Source organism: Coprococcus ammoniilyticus, from assembly GCF_025567345.1.
Lineage (GTDB): Bacteria > Bacillota > Clostridia > Lachnospirales > Lachnospiraceae > Coprococcus > Coprococcus ammoniilyticus.
This window is the reverse complement of record NZ_JAOQJS010000002.1, coordinates 279200-297642: the sequence shown is the minus strand read 5'-3', so window position 1 is coordinate 297642 and position 18443 is coordinate 279200. Positions and strand designations below refer to the sequence as shown.

Here is an 18443-nt window from a genome sequence, read left to right as displayed (position 1 = left end):
TCGCTAAACTCAGGTTTTACGAAAAGTTGCATCGGAATAATAGGAAGGTAAATCTATTATGGCAAATGAATATACAAATGACATCAATATAAAAAATACAATTTCACTAAGAGATATTCTTGCAGAGCTTCCTTCATATGTCAAGGTTGTCTTTCGAGGAATTGAAAATAAGGCTTCATCCAGAACGCGACTTGGTTATGCCATCGACATAAAGACATTTTATAACTTTTTATGCAGCGAATGTCCACAGTTTCGTGGACGTAAGCCGATCGATATCACCTTGGATGATATTTCAAGGCTTGAGGCTGAAGACATCGAGGAATATCTGGAATATTTGAAATATTATGAAAAAAACGGAAAGATCTATACGAACGGTGAACAGGCAATTAAACGTAAATTATCGGCTTTACGTGTATTCTATGCATATCTCTATAAAAATAACCGTATAAGTTCAAATCCGGCTGAAAAAGTAGATATGCCAAAGATTCATGGAAAAACAATAACCAGATTAGACATAAATGAGATTGCGGATTTTTTAGATGCTGTTGAATATGGTGATCATTTAACCGAGCACCAACAGGCATATCATGCAAAAACAAAGGTTCGTGATCTTGCAATTCTAACCCTTATGCTGGGAACCGGCATAAGGGTATCGGAATGTGTCGGCATCGATCTGAATGATGTGGATTTTAATAATGGTCGAGTGAAGGTGACCAGAAAAGGCGGTTATGAATCTTATGTCTACTTCGGTGATGAAGTTACAGATGCTTTAACGGATTATTTTGAGGAACGCAAACATATAGAGCCGGTGTCCGGACATGAAAATGCTCTCTTCTTATCCAGTCAGAGAAAACGAATGTCTGTTCGTTCTGTTGAAATGTTGGTGAAGAAATATTCTGAAGGTGTTATCCCTATGAAGCATATCACTCCACATAAATTAAGAAGTACCTATGGTACAGAATTATACAGGGAAACCGGTGATATCTATCTGGTTGCTGATGTCCTTGGACACAGTGATGTAAATACGACAAGAAAACATTATGCAGATATGGATGAGGACAGACGACGAAGTGCAAGAAATCGTGTTCAGTTGCGGGAAAAACGCGACAATTAAAAAATGCGCTGAGTTTTTCTCAGCACATTTTTCATTATGTAATATCATTTGTCATTTATCCGAGCCATAAAGTATTATCAAGAATACCTGTATGAATGGTTATTAATTATATGTATTATATATTGCATTAATATTTGGTAACGGCATCGTATAACATATCTACACAATTATCAATTCCAAACTGGCTGGAATTCAGGCAGATATCGTAGCCTTTCATCTCGCCCCAACGCTTGGATGTGTAATAGTTGTAGTAAGATGCACGTGACTTATCTTCTTTACGGATCAGATCCTTAGCTTTCGCATCAGTCAGTTCATATTTCTGCGCAATACGTTTTATACGATCATCGATATCAGCATATATAAATGCATTTACAATATTGGAATAATCTCTTAAAGCATAATCGGCACAACGACCTACAAATACGCAGGAACCATCTTTTTCCGCAATAGATTTGATCGTGTCAAATGCAGCCAGGAATACCTTATGATTCAGTGGTAACTCGCCGGATGTTCCGAATCCCAATGAATACGGATCCATTACCAATGTATAGAGAAAACTGTTTGTTGGTTTCTCGTCAAAATTCTCAAATAATTCTTCGCAGATGCCACTATCTCTTGCCGCTATCTTTAAAAGTTCCTTATCATAAAATGGAATACCAAGCTTTTCAGCAAGTTTCTGTCCGACTTCTCTTCCGCCACTTCCGAACTGTCGTCCTATTGTAATGATTTTATTGCAAGCCATAATAAAAGCCCCCTTTGCAAGTATGATTTTAATTTGCTATAAATAATAAACAACTGTTTTCTGTATAAAAACTATAAATTTGTTTACTTTTTATAATAAAAATTATAACATTTCCACAAAAAAATGTAAATCAAAAAATTCGTTTTATATTAAAATTAATATAAAACGAATTTTAAAGCTCCAGTTGTTTTAACAGTTTCTGGAAATACTCAGGGAGTTCACTTGAAAATTCCACATATTCTTTTGTAGACGGATGAATAAAACCAAGTACACCGGCATGAAGTGTCTGCCCCTGCAGGTGATATGGCTGATTTTTAGGTCCATATACGGCATCTCCTAAAAGCGGATGCTTGATATATGCCATATGGACACGGATCTGATGTGTCCGTCCGGTTTCCAACTGACATTCGATCAGACAGAAATTGTTTTTCAGTTTTTTCAGAACTTTATAACGGGTGACTGCATGTCTGCCATTCTTATAATTAACCGCCATTTTTTTACGTTCGGTTGGATGTCTTCCAATCGGAAAATCTACCATACCTTCATCTTCTGTAAAATAATTATAGCAGATCGCATAGTATTTTCTTGTAATCGAATGAACGGCAAGCTGCTCCGACAGAAAATTATGTGCAGCATCATTTTTGCAGACAACAAGAAGCCCGGTTGTGTCCATATCAATTCGATGCACGATACCGGGACGAAGTTCTCCGTTAATGCCAGATAAAGAATCCTTGAAATGATACATCAGACCATTTACCAGTGTTCCGGAATAATGTCCGGGAGCCGGGTGAACGACCATGCCCTTTGGTTTGTTTACAATGATGATATCATCATCTTCATATACGATATCAAGCGGAATATCTTCCGGTTCAATTTCTACAGGTGAAATATCCGGAATCGTAATATCTATTTTGTCACCAGACGCGATTTTCAAGCTTGGTTTTGCCTTTTTATCATTCACCAGTACATTTCCATCATCTAACAGTTTTTTCAGAAATGAGCGCGAATAATCGTCAAAGTAATCGGCTAAACTTTTATCAACCCGTTTGCCTTTCCAGTTTTCATCTGCTTCAATATTATAAGTTTCCATATATTATTCCTGCTTTGAATCTTTCTTTGACTTTCCAAATAGATCGTCCAGTTCATTATCCTTGTATTTGAACAGGATAAAAACCAACAGGATGATCATACTACAGGTTACATAGATATCTGCAACATTAAAGACCGGAAAATTGATCAGACGGAAATCAAACATATCTATTACATAACCAAGACGGATACGATCGATCATATTTCCGGCAGCTCCGGAAAAAACAAAAATAAATAAAATCCGAAGATCTTTGTACTTATTCAGCTTTAACATCCGAACATAAAAATATACAAGAAATGCCAGAACAAGAATGGTTATTGCCAGCAGAAAATAACGCTTTCCCTGCAAGCTGCCCCATGCAGCTCCTTTATTTTGAATATATGTAATATGAAAAACCTGTTTGATAACAGGTTTTGTGTCATATAAAGCCATATGACTTGTGATCAGAAATTTCACAAACTGATCCAGTCCGATCAAAAGAAGTATACTTATACATGCAAGAATACTGTTTTTTTTCATTATCGTTACCTTTCTGGAGTATATCTTTTATTAGCAATTCCCTGTCCGACATTCATTCAGACAGGGAATTAAAGAAAAATTCTATTATATTATTCGTTTCTGAATTTGAATGGATCAACAAATGATCCACCACCTAAATTTTTTGTGTAAACAGAAGAATCACTGGCAACATTGCCGCTGCCTGCACTTCCACCAAGTGTGGAATCGCCCATTCCTGAGCCTCCGCCACCGCCGAGTGTAGATTCTTCTCTGCCCTGAGGATCTCCTCCAAAGGATGCAAAGGAACCTGATCCAGCGTTTTCACTGCCAGATGAACCTGGTGTATAGACGGCAGCATTTCCGTTGAAATACTTGGCATCCTTCATGATCTCATCAAAGTCTACTCCCAATTCTTCATTAATTGGATTGGTAGCAAGAAACTGAAGATGAGAATCCATCAGATTTTTAAATGCCATTGTATAATCACGATACTGCTGTTTGATTCCTTCAATGCTGTCTTCAATCCGATCCAGCTCTTCCCGTGCCTGATGAACTATGTTATTTGCCTTGATTTTGGCATCATTTTCAATGATTTTAGCCTTGTCATTTGCATTCTTCGTAGCTTCTTCTGCATTCTTCTCTGCAAGCATAAGTGATTTCTGAAGCTTCGATTCTGTTGTTCTGTAATGAACCAGACTATCGGTAAGTGTTTTTACCTGATTTGTTAATTCAGCATTAGACTTATATAATTCCGTATAACTCATGACAACAATGTCAAAAAATGAGTCAACATCTTTTTTTGTATACCCCATGCCATGCTGAAATTTCTTTTGTTGTAAATCAACAGGTGTAAGCATTTGTAATCCTCCCTATCATACCTTCAGAATATGTTGATACAGACTGATATCAAAATTGACTTAATATTTTCCTAATTCAGGAGAAAGAAAAGCATCATTTAATAACTCTTCTCTGAGATCGCCTGATACATAGATGTCAGCAGGTGCTGCAATAAATATATTACCGGATATCGCCTGTAATGAACCATCTAAGGAATAACATGCGCCGGCAATGAAATCAATGATACGCTGGGCTGTTGATAACTCCATACCTTCCATATTGATCACAATCGCCTGACCACCCTTTAAATGGTCAATGATCATCTGGGCATCATCAAATTCATCTGGTTTAATAACAAATACCTGCTGGGAACCTCCCTGGCTTCTGTTGTTAAAAGATACAAGTTTTGAATTGCCTGATGATGCTGGAGCTGATGTTCTGGCAGCTTTTGTAAATTTCTGTTTTTTTGCAGGCTGGGCTGCTGTCTGTGATGCAGCGGTAAAGGAAGATGCACGTCCGTTTACAGCTTTGGTCTTTGGAACATAATCCTCTTCGAAATCCTCTTCGTCATCGTCATCATATTCATCATCTTCAAATAAATCATCTTCATATTCATCACTGGACTCATCTACTTTGAAAAAATCCAGAAAGCTTTTTTTTCCATTCTTTGCCATAATGGTTCTCCTTTAAATATTATAATTTCTTTCACCGAAGATACCGGTTCCAACTCGGACCATGGTAGCACCCTCCTCGACAGCTACTTCATAGTCGTTTGTCATACCCATTGATAAGACATTCATATGAACATTATCAATGTTTTTAGAATTGATGTCAAGTAATAATTCCTTAAGGCGACGGAAGTGCACGCGATTCTCTTCCGGATTGGCTACAAATGGTGCAATCGTCATCAGTCCATCAATATGTATATGAGGAAAGTCTTTGATCTGCCGGATCAAGTCTTCCGTTTCCTCAACGGATACACCAAACTTGCTTTCTTCCCCTGCAACATTTACTTCTATTAAAACAGGAACAACAACATTATGCTTTGCTGCTTCTTTTTCAATCGTTTTTGCAAGATTCACGGAATCAACAGAATGTATCAGGCAGACCTTATCAACGATATATTTGACTTTGTTCGTCTGCAGATGCCCGATCATATGCCATTTGACCGGTCTGGATATATGTTCATATTTATCGACCAGTTCCTGAACCTTGTTCTCTCCAAAATTTTCAGCATCTGTATTCTGTAATAATTCTTCAATATCACTTAACGGTTTGGTCTTGCTGACAGCGATCAGAGTAACCGCATCCCTGTTCCGACCAGCCCGTCTGCATGCTTCTGTGATCTTTTTATCTACGCTTTCATAATTTTCCTGTAACATCATTCATCACTCCTAATATATGATCTGTTTTTCCTTTACGGAGGTGGCATCCAATGCGATCCTGTCGTAAGCGGAGATACCATATGCGGTATTTGGATCAATGATCGAATAATCATCACCATCTACAATAACATCGATCTGCTTAAATACTGCAGAACCTTGTGTAACGCAGAAAACACCTTTTAATTTGTATGTGCCGGCGGTAGATGTGTTAAATGTAATATCTGATTCGTTTGCTGCAAGAACGGTATTATCATCTATATCTGCCGGGTCCACATAACAGAAATGATCATCTGTAAAATATATAGTAGGGGATATCTGTTCAACCGAAGTTGTCCCATCCGCTGTTAATACGATCTTATTAAAATATTTTTTCTCGGTTGTTCCGCTTCCTCCAGTCAGATAGCTGACTGGGATCATCAGAACATCCTTTTCGGTAATCGCTGAATTCGGAATCTTTAGTCCTTTTGTTTCTGAGAATACAAATGTGATATTCAGATAACGATCAGCGACATATTCTGCCAGATAACGGTGCATATTTATAATAATGAAATAATTTCCATCCTGTTCAACTGTTTCATACTTTGCAGATAACCGTCTGGATGAATCATTGATTGTAAACCGGATTGTTTCGTTCTTTTTGATTTTTGCATATTCTTCTTTCGTAAGCATGACTGCAATCTTCCAGTTTTCATCATCTATGATCTTATATATAGGTTTCCCGGACTCAACCACATCGCTTTTTTTCAACATTTCTTTGGTATATTTTGTTTTATCAAAATCATCTGCTGAAAGATTGTTGATATCATAACCTTCAAAGCCATCCATGTAATAGGTTACAATACCGCTGACATTTGATTTCGAAGCTGAAAAAGTTGAATCAAATGACTGGTTTGAAGATAACTGCTCAAGCGCCATATCTTCATACATTTCCAGAACCTTATTGTCCATGGAATTTTTAAATTCATATACTTCTGAAAAATCTGACGGTGAAAATCCTGCTTTAAAAATCTGAATCTGTTTGCTCAGATCTTTATAATCATTATCGGATAACACACTGCTTCCGCTATTTTGAACATCAAACAATGCATCCTGCATGGAACCGGTTTCATCAACAGAATATACACTGGCACCCTTTGCAACTTTTTCGCCATCCCGGATATAATAGCAGACATATCCGGAGGTAGAGCTGTAATTCAAAGTTTCTTTTCTCACAGCAAGTCCGGTGGCAGTAAAATTCGTATCATAATTGCTCTCTTCCACCTGAAATACACTCAGATCATGGTCACCAAGCGACATAATGATACGAATCAACATGTATACAAACATAATTGCAAATATGACAAATCCAAAACTGATCTTCACCGGCTGCCATTTTCTCTTCTTTCTTCTTATGGAAGCCATATATATCTCCTTTTACTCCATATAATATATGCGTATAAGACAGTTGATATGGAACTATAAAGCAGCAATGATATTATCTTTATATTCGTCCGGAACATCGGAACTGTCTGTTGCAAAACATATTATAATACTGATATTAAATTTCTCACTGATATTATTAATGATATCCAGTGCTACTTTTACCTGCTCTTTATTGACATAAGCAACAGATGTAAAATTATCAATGTAAATCTTCTCTATATCTTTTGTCTGGGAAATTATTCCGAGAACAAACCCTGCAAACATCTCCAGATTATTAACTTCATAATTAGTGCAGTTGATCATATGGACACGATTACTCAGCTCATATAAGTGCTTGTTATTATTGTCGATAAATACAACAGAACCTGCTACAACCTTTACTTCATTATTGACCTTGTCAATTAAAACCTTTGTCTTTCCTTTTCCTTTATCACCTGTAATAATCTGAATCATAATAAACCTCCTGAATGATTTAAAATATATTAAAACAGTTATTTGATTAACTGTTTATTTTGCAGTATTGATCAACATTGTCATATCATTATATAACGTACTACGGTCTTCTGCACCTGCGATAACAGCGATATATTTGTCGCCGGTATCATCCTTTACAAATTCAAGGATCAGACAATTACCCGCAGCCGTCGTCGTTCCCGATTTCCAGGATCCCAAAGAATATCCTTCCGGGAACTGAAATTCACCTGAAATATATCCATTCGTTGCTTCTAATGTAACGCTTCTTGTTTCACCATTTGCATCTGTATATGTAAAATCATAAGATGTCAGGGAATCAATCAGATATGCCAGATCATGTTTGATAAATTCTGAAAAGATCAGATAAAGATCATATGCAGTTGTATAATGGTCATCCGAATGCAGACCGTGGCAGTTCACAAAATGCGTATTCGTAGCTCCAAGCTCATATGCCCGTTCATTCATTTTTTCAACAAAGGCATCTTCGCTGCCGGCAATCCGTTCTGCTAAAAGAACACCACAATCATTATAGGAACGGATCAGCAATCCGTATAACAGGTTCTTAACTGTAACTTTACATCCTTTTGTCAGGTCACTAGCTCCGACGTTATTTTCCTGAAAGGTAACGGTATGACTTAAAGTAATGGTTTCATCAAGCGATAAGGAACCATCTTCAATCGCTTCGATCACAAGAAGTCCTGTCATTAATTTTGTCATACTGGCAGGATATATTTTATCATGTGCATTATGGACGACCAACGCTTCCTGTGTTGTATCGTTCAACAGTACCGCAGCTTTTGTATCTTTATAATTATCATCCGCCAGGCTTTCACCATCCGGAATGACCGTATGGTTTTCTCCGAAACTGTCTGTACTGTACAGCGGCAGATTTTCTGATATTCCAAGCACAAGCTGATCACTGGTATCATAGCTTCGTCTGGCACATCCGGTAAACAGGATGCCGATTGTCAGGATGGAAATCAGCAGTTTTATCTGATATTTCATATCAAACTCTCCATTGTTTATTTGTAAAATTCTCTCCAGTCCAAATCGCCCCGATCAAGCGCCTTGATCAGAAGCTCTGCAGTCGCAAGATTGGTTGCTAATGGAATATTGTGCATATCACAAAGTAAAAATATATTATTGATATCCGGCTCATGAGCCTTTGGATGTAATGGATCTCTCAGGAAAATAACCATATCAATATCATTATTTTCAATCTGGGAACCTAACTGCTGTTCCCCTCCGAGATGTCCAGCGATATATTTATGAACATTAAGGTTTGTGACCTCTTCGATCAAACGTCCTGTCGTTCCTGTTGCATATAATTCATTTTTGCTTAAGATTCCTCTGTATGCAATGCAAAAATTCTGCATCAGTTTTTTCTTTGCGTCATGTGCTATTAACCCTATATTCATAGCTCTCCTCCTAATACTTTTTCTTTTGCAGGTTTATGTTCAAAACGAGTCCGATTCCGGCACTCATACTGACAAGCGAACTTAGTCCGTAACTGATGAACGGGAGCGGCAGTCCTGTATTCGGCAAAAGTGCTGTTGCAACTCCAATGTTGATAAATGTCTGGAATGCAACAAGCGCCCCAATACCTGTCGCAATATACATTCCTTTTTTATCTTTTGCATGCCTGGCAACCCGAATACATTGTAACACTATCAGGCATAAAATTGCAATAATAATAACACTTCCAATGAATCCTAATTCTTCTCCGACCGCCGAAAAAATGAAATCTGTCTGCTGCTCAGAAATCAGATTGGTATCTTTTACGGTAGCTACCGTTGAATTGTTGATTCCTTTTCCGGATAGCTGACCGGAACCGATTGCCATAACTGAATTATCCTGCTGGTCAGACGAAGCACCATATTCACTTCCGTATATATGTCCCAGAATACGATTAATCTGATAAGTTTTCAAAAACTGAGGCAGATTATCCTGCTGAATATACCAGATAAATCCTCCAAATGCGGGAACCAGGACCAGAATCATGATACCGATCAGCTTCAGACTCAGCCCTCCGACAAATATGATGATAAAAAGCGTTGCCATAACACAGATTGAGGTTGAAAGGTCTGGTTCGGCCACAATCAGTCCAACAGGAACAGCCAAAAATACTGCAAGCTTTGCAAGTACTTTTGGCGTGTTAAGATTTTCATAATTTTTTTCCAGAAATACAGCCGTACACAGGATCAGAATGATTTTTGCAAATTCTGATGGCTGAATGGTGAACGAATCTGATATATAAAACCATCGATGAACTCCTGTATCTCCGCCACCGGAACCTGCGACAAGAACCAGCAACAACAGGCCGATATTGATGACATAGAGTACCATATAATATTTGCAAATAAAATCATAATCGATCAGTGATACAACGATCATACCGATGATACATGCACTGACACCGATCAATTGTTTCGTCAGGAAGTCCGGACGAACGCTGCAGATCGTAATGCTTCCCATGATCATGGCTGCGATCACGAACAGGATCAGCTTAAAATTATAATTGATCAGTCTGTACTTTTTCTCCGTTGATATGTCCATCTGTTTGAAGTGTTTCATCTTTTTCTTTTTCCTTTTTCATATGTATTCCTTTAACCGGGATCTTGGCGATCAGGAAGGATTCTGAAAGCTGTACGGTTGTATTTGGCGAATCAATATTAACATAATTAGAAACGCATTTACACAGATCATCCCGGATCCTTGTGATGACATCTGGCGTACATCCAATCCGGTCGGCCATCAGGATATATTTTAAACGTTCTCTGGCATAATGACCAGAATTATAACTTACAACATTGTTGATTACCTTGATATCTTTCATTCCTACCACTCACCCCTTTTATGCATGTTTTTTTCGAAATAACCGTTTGAAAGGGTTTCGCCGGATCGATGTATTGTAATCAGTCAAGGGAATACTGTCACCAAGAATCCGTTTACAGATATCGATATAGGCATTGCCGGATGTTGTATTGCTTCCAGCAAGTGGTTCTCCTTTATTTGTTGATATAACGATCTGTTCATCATCCGGTATTACACCCAGAAGGTTGACGGCTAGAATATCAACAACATCATCGACAGACATCATGTCACCTTTTTTTACCATATCATATCGTACCCGGTTGATGATAAGGTCAATCGACGTAATCTCATTTGCTTCTAACAGCCCGATAACACGGTCTGCATCCCGGATCGCAGATACCTCTGGTGTTGTAACAACAATTGCCCTGTCTGCGGCTGCAATAGCATTTTTAAATCCCTGTTCGATTCCGGCAGGACAATCAATGATTATATAATCAAAATCCGAACGCATTTCATCGATCAATTTTATGATCTGTTCCGGAGAAACAGCGGTTTTGTCCTTGGTCTGTGCACATGGCATTAGAAAAAGCTCCGGATTGTTCCTGTCTTTTATCAATGCCTGCTTATAGCGGCAGTTTCCTTCTACTACATCAACCAGATTATAAACAATACGGTTTTCCAGTCCGAGGACGATATCCAGATTTCGCAGTCCGATATCCGTATCGATCATGACCACTCTTTTTTTCAGACCTGCAAGACCTGTGCCGATATTGGCTGAAGTTGTGGTTTTACCAACGCCTCCCTTTCCTGATGTAACAACAATTACTTCACTCATAAAACACCTCCGTAAATTATCTTTTCATACTGATTTTTAGAATTTTTATCTTATAGTGAAGCTTGCGACAGCGGCTGAAAGATCAGTTGGTCATTTTCACAGTATGCTATCACTGCATCCTTTGTATTTAATTTATCATGGAACTGTCGTTTTGCTGCATAGCTGACAGTTCCGATCTTTATATGAACCGGTTCCATGGTAAGAGCCAGTACAAAGCGTTTTTTCTGCAAATCTTTTCCGGCGACTGCACTTCCCTGCAAGCTGCCGAGGATAATGATATTTCCACCGGAAATAACCTTTGCTCTTTTTTCAACATTACCAATTATTATAATACTTTTTTTTACTTCAAGTGTTTGACCACTCCGAATGTTTCCGTAAAAAAACAGGTTGTTATCTTCTGAAGATGAAACATTCTGACCTGCGGTATCATCTGATGATACTTTTTTATTTGAAGCGGCCGTATCTGTAGCAGGAGCTTCATGCCTAATAACATGATCCACATGTGCTGTATGTCCGACAGCGGCGGGCTGCCGGTGTTTTGACCTGTGCGGAGGAATATCAATCTGATTGCAGAGATCCTCTGTTCTCCCTTTATCAGGAATATCGCAAATAAATTCCACCTCAGTCTCCGGCAGATGATTTAATGCAAACAGAATCTGCGCAATCTCCTCTCGGCTCAACTCCCGTCCTTCAAAAGAAACAGAAATTTTTCCTTCTTTTTTTAAAAATGCATTTTGATGCTGTAATTTTTCTTTTATATCCACCAGGAGCTGCTCCAATGGATCATCATTATGAAATATAATCCTGATCCCGTGGCTGTTCGCCTTAATAATAACGTCGGTATCCATGTTTCTTACCTCGTTTTCATAAATATAACTGTTCAAAAATGAATTTATCCGACGTGTCTTATCTTTTAATCTGAAAGTGCGTTGTTACCGGTGATCGTTGTATTTTCAAGTACATCCGGATCGTATAAATAGGCATATACAAGTCCGGTCAATTCGACTGCATTACCAGAAGAATATCCGAACGGGATTACACTTGTAACCGTAACTTCAGGATTTTCATATGGTGCAAATGATACAAATAACGCATGGTTCGGTCTGGCATCACTCTGCTGGGCCGTACCTGTTTTGCCGGCTACTGCAACATTGATCTGATTAATCAAAGCACTGCTGCTCGTATGGACGGAAACAACCTGACGCATGCCCTGTCTGACAACATTCCATTGCTCGGCAGGAAAATCGAGCTGGTTGTGAACCTTGTGCTCATTTTTATATACAACATTACCGTTAATATCCTTGATCTCTGAAACAAGACTCAGGTCATAGCATGTACCACTGTTTGCTAGTGTTGTAACATATCGGGCAAGCTGTGTTGCTGTAAAGTTATTTGTACCTTGTCCAATCGCAGTACGGATTGCATCTGCATCTGATATCTGCGGTTTACTTTCCGGCAGTTCAATGCCGGAGGTGCTGTCAAATCCAAACATACCTGCATATTTCTGAAGCCGTTCTACACCAGTGATATCGCTATAGGTTCCGGTATTTTGTGTTGCCATACGGTAACCCAGTTCATAGAAGAAATAGTTACAGGATTCTTCGATTGCCTTGGATATACCGATCGTTCCATGTGCTGATGGATAAATCCAGCATTTCGCAGGTGTTTCTGTTTTATCAAAATATCCTTTGGTCTGGATCACGTCATTGATACCGATTGCGCCTTCATTCATTGCTGCAAATGCAGTTATCATCTTGAAGGTGGATCCGGGAGCTGTCTGCTGCATCGTTGCTCTGCTGTACATTGGTGTTGTCTTGTCCGACGTAATCTTTGCATAATAATCTGCATCAATGGAATTTGTGAGCTGATTATTATCATAACTTGGATAACTTGTCATTGCTTTTACAGCTCCGGAATTTGGATCAGTCACAACGATCGAACCGGAACATGGATCCAGTGCCAGCATGGCAGGAGTTATCTCATATTGTTCTATTTTTTTACACATAAAGTCAAAGCTGTTGATGGATCCTGCCTTATAATCGGAATAGTCCTCATCTGTTGCCATATTTAAGATACCCTGGTCATATAACAGATTAATAACCTGACTTCCTGTAAGTTCTCCTGATATTATCATATATTTGAAAACAAGTTTGTCGAAACTGGTATTATTTTCAAATTCTTTTAAAATATATTCCGTCAGCACATTGTAGATTTCATCTGTATCATAATAGTCACTTTTCGTTGAAATACAGGAAATGTCGATTGCGCCCTGGCTGATCGCATATTTCAGATACTCACACAGCGAAATATTATTATTGATATAAGATACATAGGTATCATCTGTTTTTGATATCTTGCTTGGACTGTAAATGCCTGCATCACTTAATTGTTCGCAGATAAATTCCATATAATCCTGATACTGGTCTGTCAGATTATATAATGGTATATGACTTGAATTCAGGATATCATCCAGTCTTCCAAGTGTATAGCTTTTGGAACTCTGAAATATATCATTTACTGAACGCTCAAGATCTGTGGCATTCTTTGCTGCCAGATCGTCAATGCTGATAATGTTATTATCAAATAATGCAAAATAAACGTCAGTGATCGGGATATCATCTTTGTCATTTGATGTTGTTACATTTTTAATATGTGCAAGCAGGATGGAAGTAATTTCCTTTTCCAGAGCATTATAACAGTATTTTTGAAGATCCGAGTCAATCGTCAGATAAATGTCATTTCCTGCTACAGAATCCTGCGAATCAATAATCTCGATCACCTTCCCCAGATTATCTACATACATTTTCTGATATCCGTCTTTACCACGCAGATAAGATTCAAATTCACTTTCCAACCCGGCTTTTCCGATCATGTCATCAGCCGTATATTTTTCGGAATCATCCAGATTCTCGTTATATTTGTCCATCTCTTCATTTGAGATATTTCCGATATATCCGATAATATGTGCGTAATAAATAGCATCATTATAGACACGGTGGGATTCTACGTTTACTTCCATGCCTGGCAGTTCATTTGAATTTTCTTTGATCGTTGCATAGCTTTCCTCGCTGATACCATCCGCAAGCTGGACAGACATGTATTGCTGGTAACGGTTCAGCCAGATCTCATACCGGACGGCAAGAATCTTTAATGCTGCTTCATCCGAATAAGTATCTGAAATATTGAAAAGATCCTTTCCTCTCATATAACGGAATACATCTTCTGCTGTTGAGGATGCCTGCTGATCTGTCAGTTTATCGACAGAGCTGGCACTGTATACATTCATAAGAAAAGTATTCAATGATGTTCCTGATACTGTAAACTCAAATCCTTTTCCTGTCAGCTTGATTGGCAGACTGACTGATATTTTATCTCCATTCTGCTCCAGAATCAGGATCGTTTTATATACTATATCATTTCGCAGTTCGTTGGATGTTGTTCCCTGTGCAGCAGCAATCTCTGACAGATCGGTAGCACTGTTATATGACAATGTATAGGAAGCTTCATTATAAGCAATCAGTTTTCCGTTACAATCGTATATATTTCCACGGGTTGCTTTCACCGAGACTGTTTTCACTGATTTATAGGTAAAGCTTTCCTGATACTTTTTTCCGTTTACGATCTGTAGATCAAACAGACGGTAAACCAGTACACCAAAGAGAACCAGAACGATCAATGTCACAACAAACAACCGGTGTTTTACATGTTCTACAATATTTTCTTTTATCAGATTCAAAAATTCTTTTATCATTGTATTTTCCTTCCAGTTCTTATTCGTTTGCTTTTTCCAGACGCTTTAGTGTCTTGTTCACAAATACAAAAAATTTGAATGTAAAGAGTGTGATCAATGCTGTATAGATCATTTCTGGAAGAATGATATTCTTCAGATAGATTGAAAATTCCAGCCTGTTCCGCAACAGGAAAAAGATAATATATGTTGCAAAATTAAAAAACAGATCGTCGATCAGAATGATCAGCATTGGTAAAAGAACATCTTCCACCAGATATAAACGGTGGAAAAATCCATTGCAATATCCAAGAATCATATAAAGAATCATAAACGGTCCGATCGCATATCCAAAATACAGATCATACAGAAAACCGCAGAAAAAACCAACCAGCATTCCTTCTTTTCTACCGCGCATAAGACCAAAAGAAACTGTCAGTATCAGCATCAGATCCGGTGCTGTTCCGGCAATTTCTATATAGGGAAATAATGCCGTCTGTAATACAAAACATATAATGATCAAAATTCCTAATGTAAATACTCGTTTCAATTCTGTTTCAACCTTCTTCTACCATTTAGTTCTATCAATTGTTTTTAATCTGTAACATTTTTCTTTGTCTGGCGGATCACCAGAACCTCTTCAATATTAGAAAAATCAGCAGCCGGCGTAATATACGCTGTCTTGGTCAGATTGTTGGAATCATTTTCTATCTTTGCAATATAGCCTATATTGATTCCAGAAAGATATTTGCTCGAAACATGTGAGGTCACAACCTGATCTCCTTCTGATATATCTGCATCTTTATCTATATTTTCCGCAAGCAGGTAGCCGTCTGCATAATTTGTCAGGCTTCCGGATACATTACAGATTGCCTGAGCCGGCAGGATTGTTGCATTTACATTTGTTGTATCATCGATGATCGAACGGACCTTTGCATAATCCGCTCCAATCTCTGTGATAATTCCGCACAGACCATTTCCATATAATACATTACAACCAATAGACAGTCCATCATCGGTTCCTTTGTCAATATAAAAGACATCAAACCAGTTTCCGGTATCCTTAGATATCACTCTTGCTCCTGTTTTATCGTAATCAGTATACTGTGCATCCAACTCATACAGTTTCTGCAGCCGGTCCAGCTCATAAGAGTTCTGTTCATATTGGGCAAGTGTGGATCTATAGGTATCCAGTTGTTCCTTTAACTGATCGTTTTCCGCCACAATATCTTCGTAATTTTTCAGTGCTTCTACCTTGGATTCTACCCAGCTTCCTACTGTATTTACTCCTTTTTGCATTGGAAGAATAAACGTGTTTGTTGCTTTACGGACTGACGGCATTATACTGTCAAAAAACAGTGATGCGATCATTAAAACTACACATACTATCGTTAATGCAAGCAAAAAATATTTTGGAGTTATTTCTATTCTTTTTCTATTACGACGTCTCATTCAACATTCCTCTTTCTGCCAGACTGACAAAACAATTATTCCCTATAATAATATGATCAGATAACAGGATTCCAAGCATTCTGCCTGCTTCTGCTACTCTCTTTGTCAAGCAGATATCCTGTCTGCTTGGTTCCGGATTCCCGGATGGATGATTATGCAGCAAAACAACATATGCTGCGTGATAGCTTAAGGCATCTATAAAGATATCCCTTGGAGATATAACTGCATGATCGATTGTTCCCTCTGATATACAGTTTTCTCCCAACAAACAATGTCTGGAATCAAACAGCAGGCTGTAAACCCGCTCTTTATCCAGATATTTGGTACGTTCCATAAAATAATCTGCTATACTCTGCGGATTCCCAAATGTCAGAAATGGCTTATATTCCGCTTCCGCTATCCGTCTTGATAATTCACCGATACACTGCATCTGGATCGCTTTTACATATCCAATCCCATCAATCGACATCAGTTCTTCCAATGTCAGATGCTTCAGTCCGACTAAGCCTTTATGAACCGAATGACGGTTCAGAATACGCTGGGCTGTAACCAGTGCATTTTCTTTTCGGCTTCCGCTTCGAAGTATAACTGCAAGCAGTTCAGCATCATTCAAAGCGGATGGACCACTTTGCTGACATTTTTCATATGGCCGCTCTGTAACAGCCATATCCCGCATTGTAAAATTAGAATTCATATGTCCTCCTTTTCTCTCCGCCTCTCCAATGCCTGAAAGAAAGGGACATTCGAACTAAATCTACCACACTATAAGGTTATTTTCTACCATTTTTTGCAATGTCATTACAATTCCAAATTTTGCATGCTGATAGGTAAGTCCTCCCTGAAAATATACAGCATACGGTTCTCTCATAGGGGCATCCGCACTAAGTTCAATTGAAGAACCGGATACAAATGCACCGGCCGCCATGATAACAGGAGAATCATATCCCGGCATATCCCATGGTACAGGCTTTACATAACTGTCAACAGGTGCAGCCGCCTGAATCCCTTCACAGAAAGCAACCACACGTTCCGGTGTCTGAAGTTCAACTGCCTGTATGATATCAAAACGATCCTCTGTCTTATTCGGGACTGTCTTAAAACCAAGATTTTCATATACATTTGCAGCAAAGATCGCGCCCTTTAAAGCACTTGCCGTAACCGATGGAGCCATGAATAAGCCCTGTGCAAAAGCCTTTGTATTATTTAAAGATGCACCAACCTCTTTGCCAAGTCCCGGAGTTGTAAGACGGTATGCGGCATTTTCCACATATTCCTTCTTACCACAGATATAACCACCGATCGGAGCCAGTCCGCCACCCGGATTCTTGATCAGGGAACCTGCGATCAGATCTGCGCCATAGTCTGTTGGTTCTTTATCCTGAACAAATTCACCATAACAGTTATCTACCATACAGATGATGTCTGGACGGATACTCTTTACAAATGTGATCACTTCTCCAATCTTCTCACAGGATAAAGTCGGACGTACGGCATAACCCTTGGAACGCTGGATCTCCACAAGCTTTGTGTGTTCATTGATCGCATTTCGGATTCCTTCAAAATCAAACTCTCCTTCCGGTGTTAGATCTACCTGGGCGTATGTAACACCATATTCTGCCAAAGAACCCGGTGAAGGGCGAAGTCCGATGATCTCATCCATCGTATCATATGGTTTTCCTGAGATTGCAAGCAGTTCATCTCCCGGTCTTAAGTTACCAAATAACGCCGTACAGATCGCATGTGTTCCACAGGTGATCTGAGAACGGACCAGCGCATCTTCCGTATGGAATACATCTGCATAGATCCGTTCGAGTGCATCTCGTCCGTCATCGGTATAACCATATCCGGAGGAACCTGCAAAATGCGCTTCCGCCAGGCGATTATCCTGCATGGCTTTGATGACCTTCATCTGGTTGATCTCACAGATGGCATCGATCGCTGCAAAACGGTCCTTTAAGCTGTCTTCAATCTTCTGACAGTAATCAAATACCCGTTCATCAATGTGTAAGGATGTATAATAATCTTTTAATAATGTGTTCATTTTATCTGCTCC

At 38.8% G+C, this 18443-nt stretch carries 20 protein-coding genes; 1 reads left to right on the top strand and 19 read right to left on the bottom strand.

Features of this window, described 5'->3' with window-relative positions; genetic code table 11:
* Positions 1–58 precede the first annotated feature (58 nt).
* Complete coding sequence (locus OCV60_RS03815) at positions 59–1114, top strand: tyrosine-type recombinase/integrase (RefSeq protein ID WP_021943876.1); 1056 nt, start codon at positions 59–61, stop codon at positions 1112–1114.
* 127 nt (positions 1115–1241) lie between these two features.
* Here OCV60_RS03815 and OCV60_RS03810 read toward each other — a convergent pair whose 3' ends face one another.
* From OCV60_RS03810 to OCV60_RS03720, 19 genes are all read right to left on the bottom strand, one after another.
* Positions 1242–1856 (bottom strand): cytidylate kinase-like family protein, encoded by a 615-nt coding sequence (locus tag OCV60_RS03810; RefSeq protein ID WP_021943875.1) that lies wholly within the window; start codon positions 1854–1856, stop codon positions 1242–1244.
* Between the two features lie 172 nt (positions 1857–2028).
* Entirely contained in the window at positions 2029–2946 is a 918-nt protein-coding gene (locus tag OCV60_RS03805; protein WP_262529350.1) for an RluA family pseudouridine synthase, read from the bottom strand.
* Between the two features lie 3 nt (positions 2947–2949).
* Positions 2950–3465 carry a signal peptidase II gene (lspA, locus tag OCV60_RS03800; protein ID WP_117784843.1) on the bottom strand — a complete coding sequence of 172 codons (516 nt, stop codon included), beginning with the start codon at positions 3463–3465 and terminating at the stop codon, positions 2950–2952.
* 89 nt (positions 3466–3554) lie between these two features.
* On the bottom strand, positions 3555–4301 hold the full coding sequence (locus tag OCV60_RS03795) for a DivIVA domain-containing protein (protein ID WP_118674548.1): 747 nt from the start codon (positions 4299–4301) through the stop codon (positions 3555–3557).
* 60 nt (positions 4302–4361) lie between these two features.
* Positions 4362–4955, bottom strand: a complete 594-nt coding sequence (locus OCV60_RS03790) for a cell division protein SepF (protein ID WP_021943871.1) — start codon at positions 4953–4955, stop codon at positions 4362–4364.
* 12 nt (positions 4956–4967) lie between these two features.
* A complete protein-coding gene (locus tag OCV60_RS03785; RefSeq protein WP_118674546.1) occupies positions 4968–5663 on the bottom strand; it encodes a YggS family pyridoxal phosphate-dependent enzyme in 696 nt (231 codons plus the stop codon).
* Positions 5664–5675: 12 nt separating this feature from the next.
* Positions 5676–7067: a biotin/lipoyl attachment domain-containing protein gene (locus tag OCV60_RS03780; protein WP_021943869.1), complete on the bottom strand. Its 1392-nt coding sequence runs from the start codon at positions 7065–7067 to the stop codon at positions 5676–5678.
* 54 nt (positions 7068–7121) lie between these two features.
* Positions 7122–7541 carry a hypothetical protein gene (locus OCV60_RS03775; RefSeq protein ID WP_021943868.1) on the bottom strand — a complete coding sequence of 140 codons (420 nt, stop codon included), beginning with the start codon at positions 7539–7541 and terminating at the stop codon, positions 7122–7124.
* A 54-nt stretch (positions 7542–7595) separates the two neighbouring features.
* Entirely contained in the window at positions 7596–8567 is a 972-nt protein-coding gene (locus tag OCV60_RS03770) for a D-alanyl-D-alanine carboxypeptidase family protein (RefSeq protein ID WP_021943867.1), read from the bottom strand.
* 17 nt (positions 8568–8584) lie between these two features.
* Positions 8585–8980: a methylglyoxal synthase gene (locus tag OCV60_RS03765; RefSeq protein ID WP_021943866.1), complete on the bottom strand. Its 396-nt coding sequence runs from the start codon at positions 8978–8980 to the stop codon at positions 8585–8587.
* Positions 8981–8990: 10 nt separating this feature from the next.
* Entirely contained in the window at positions 8991–10136 is a 1146-nt protein-coding gene (locus OCV60_RS03760) for an FtsW/RodA/SpoVE family cell cycle protein (RefSeq protein ID WP_173788660.1), read from the bottom strand.
* Complete coding sequence (locus OCV60_RS03755) at positions 10075–10398, bottom strand: cell division topological specificity factor MinE (protein WP_021943864.1); 324 nt, start codon at positions 10396–10398, stop codon at positions 10075–10077. Before OCV60_RS03755 ends, OCV60_RS03760 begins: the two co-directional genes overlap by 62 nt.
* A gap of 18 nt (positions 10399–10416) precedes the next feature.
* Positions 10417–11211 carry a septum site-determining protein MinD gene (minD, locus tag OCV60_RS03750; RefSeq protein WP_118674544.1) on the bottom strand — a complete coding sequence of 265 codons (795 nt, stop codon included), beginning with the start codon at positions 11209–11211 and terminating at the stop codon, positions 10417–10419.
* 50 nt (positions 11212–11261) lie between these two features.
* Positions 11262–12059 (bottom strand): septum site-determining protein MinC, encoded by a 798-nt coding sequence (locus tag OCV60_RS03745; protein WP_117784849.1) that lies wholly within the window; start codon positions 12057–12059, stop codon positions 11262–11264.
* 65 nt (positions 12060–12124) lie between these two features.
* Positions 12125–14962 (bottom strand): penicillin-binding transpeptidase domain-containing protein, encoded by a 2838-nt coding sequence (locus tag OCV60_RS03740; protein WP_173788659.1) that lies wholly within the window; start codon positions 14960–14962, stop codon positions 12125–12127.
* 19 nt (positions 14963–14981) lie between these two features.
* Positions 14982–15488, bottom strand: a complete 507-nt coding sequence (gene mreD / locus OCV60_RS03735) for a rod shape-determining protein MreD (protein ID WP_173788658.1) — start codon at positions 15486–15488, stop codon at positions 14982–14984.
* Between the two features lie 44 nt (positions 15489–15532).
* Entirely contained in the window at positions 15533–16390 is an 858-nt protein-coding gene (gene mreC / locus OCV60_RS03730; RefSeq protein ID WP_021943859.1) for a rod shape-determining protein MreC, read from the bottom strand.
* The gene (gene radC / locus OCV60_RS03725; protein WP_021943858.1) at positions 16377–17084 is read right to left on the bottom strand and encodes a RadC family protein; all 708 of its coding nucleotides are present in this window, start codon (positions 17082–17084) and stop codon (positions 16377–16379) included. The genes mreC and radC overlap by 14 nt, the downstream gene beginning before the upstream one ends.
* A 60-nt stretch (positions 17085–17144) precedes the next feature.
* Positions 17145–18431: a methionine gamma-lyase family protein gene (locus OCV60_RS03720; RefSeq protein WP_021943857.1), complete on the bottom strand. Its 1287-nt coding sequence runs from the start codon at positions 18429–18431 to the stop codon at positions 17145–17147.
* Between the last annotated feature and the right edge of the window lie 12 nt (positions 18432–18443).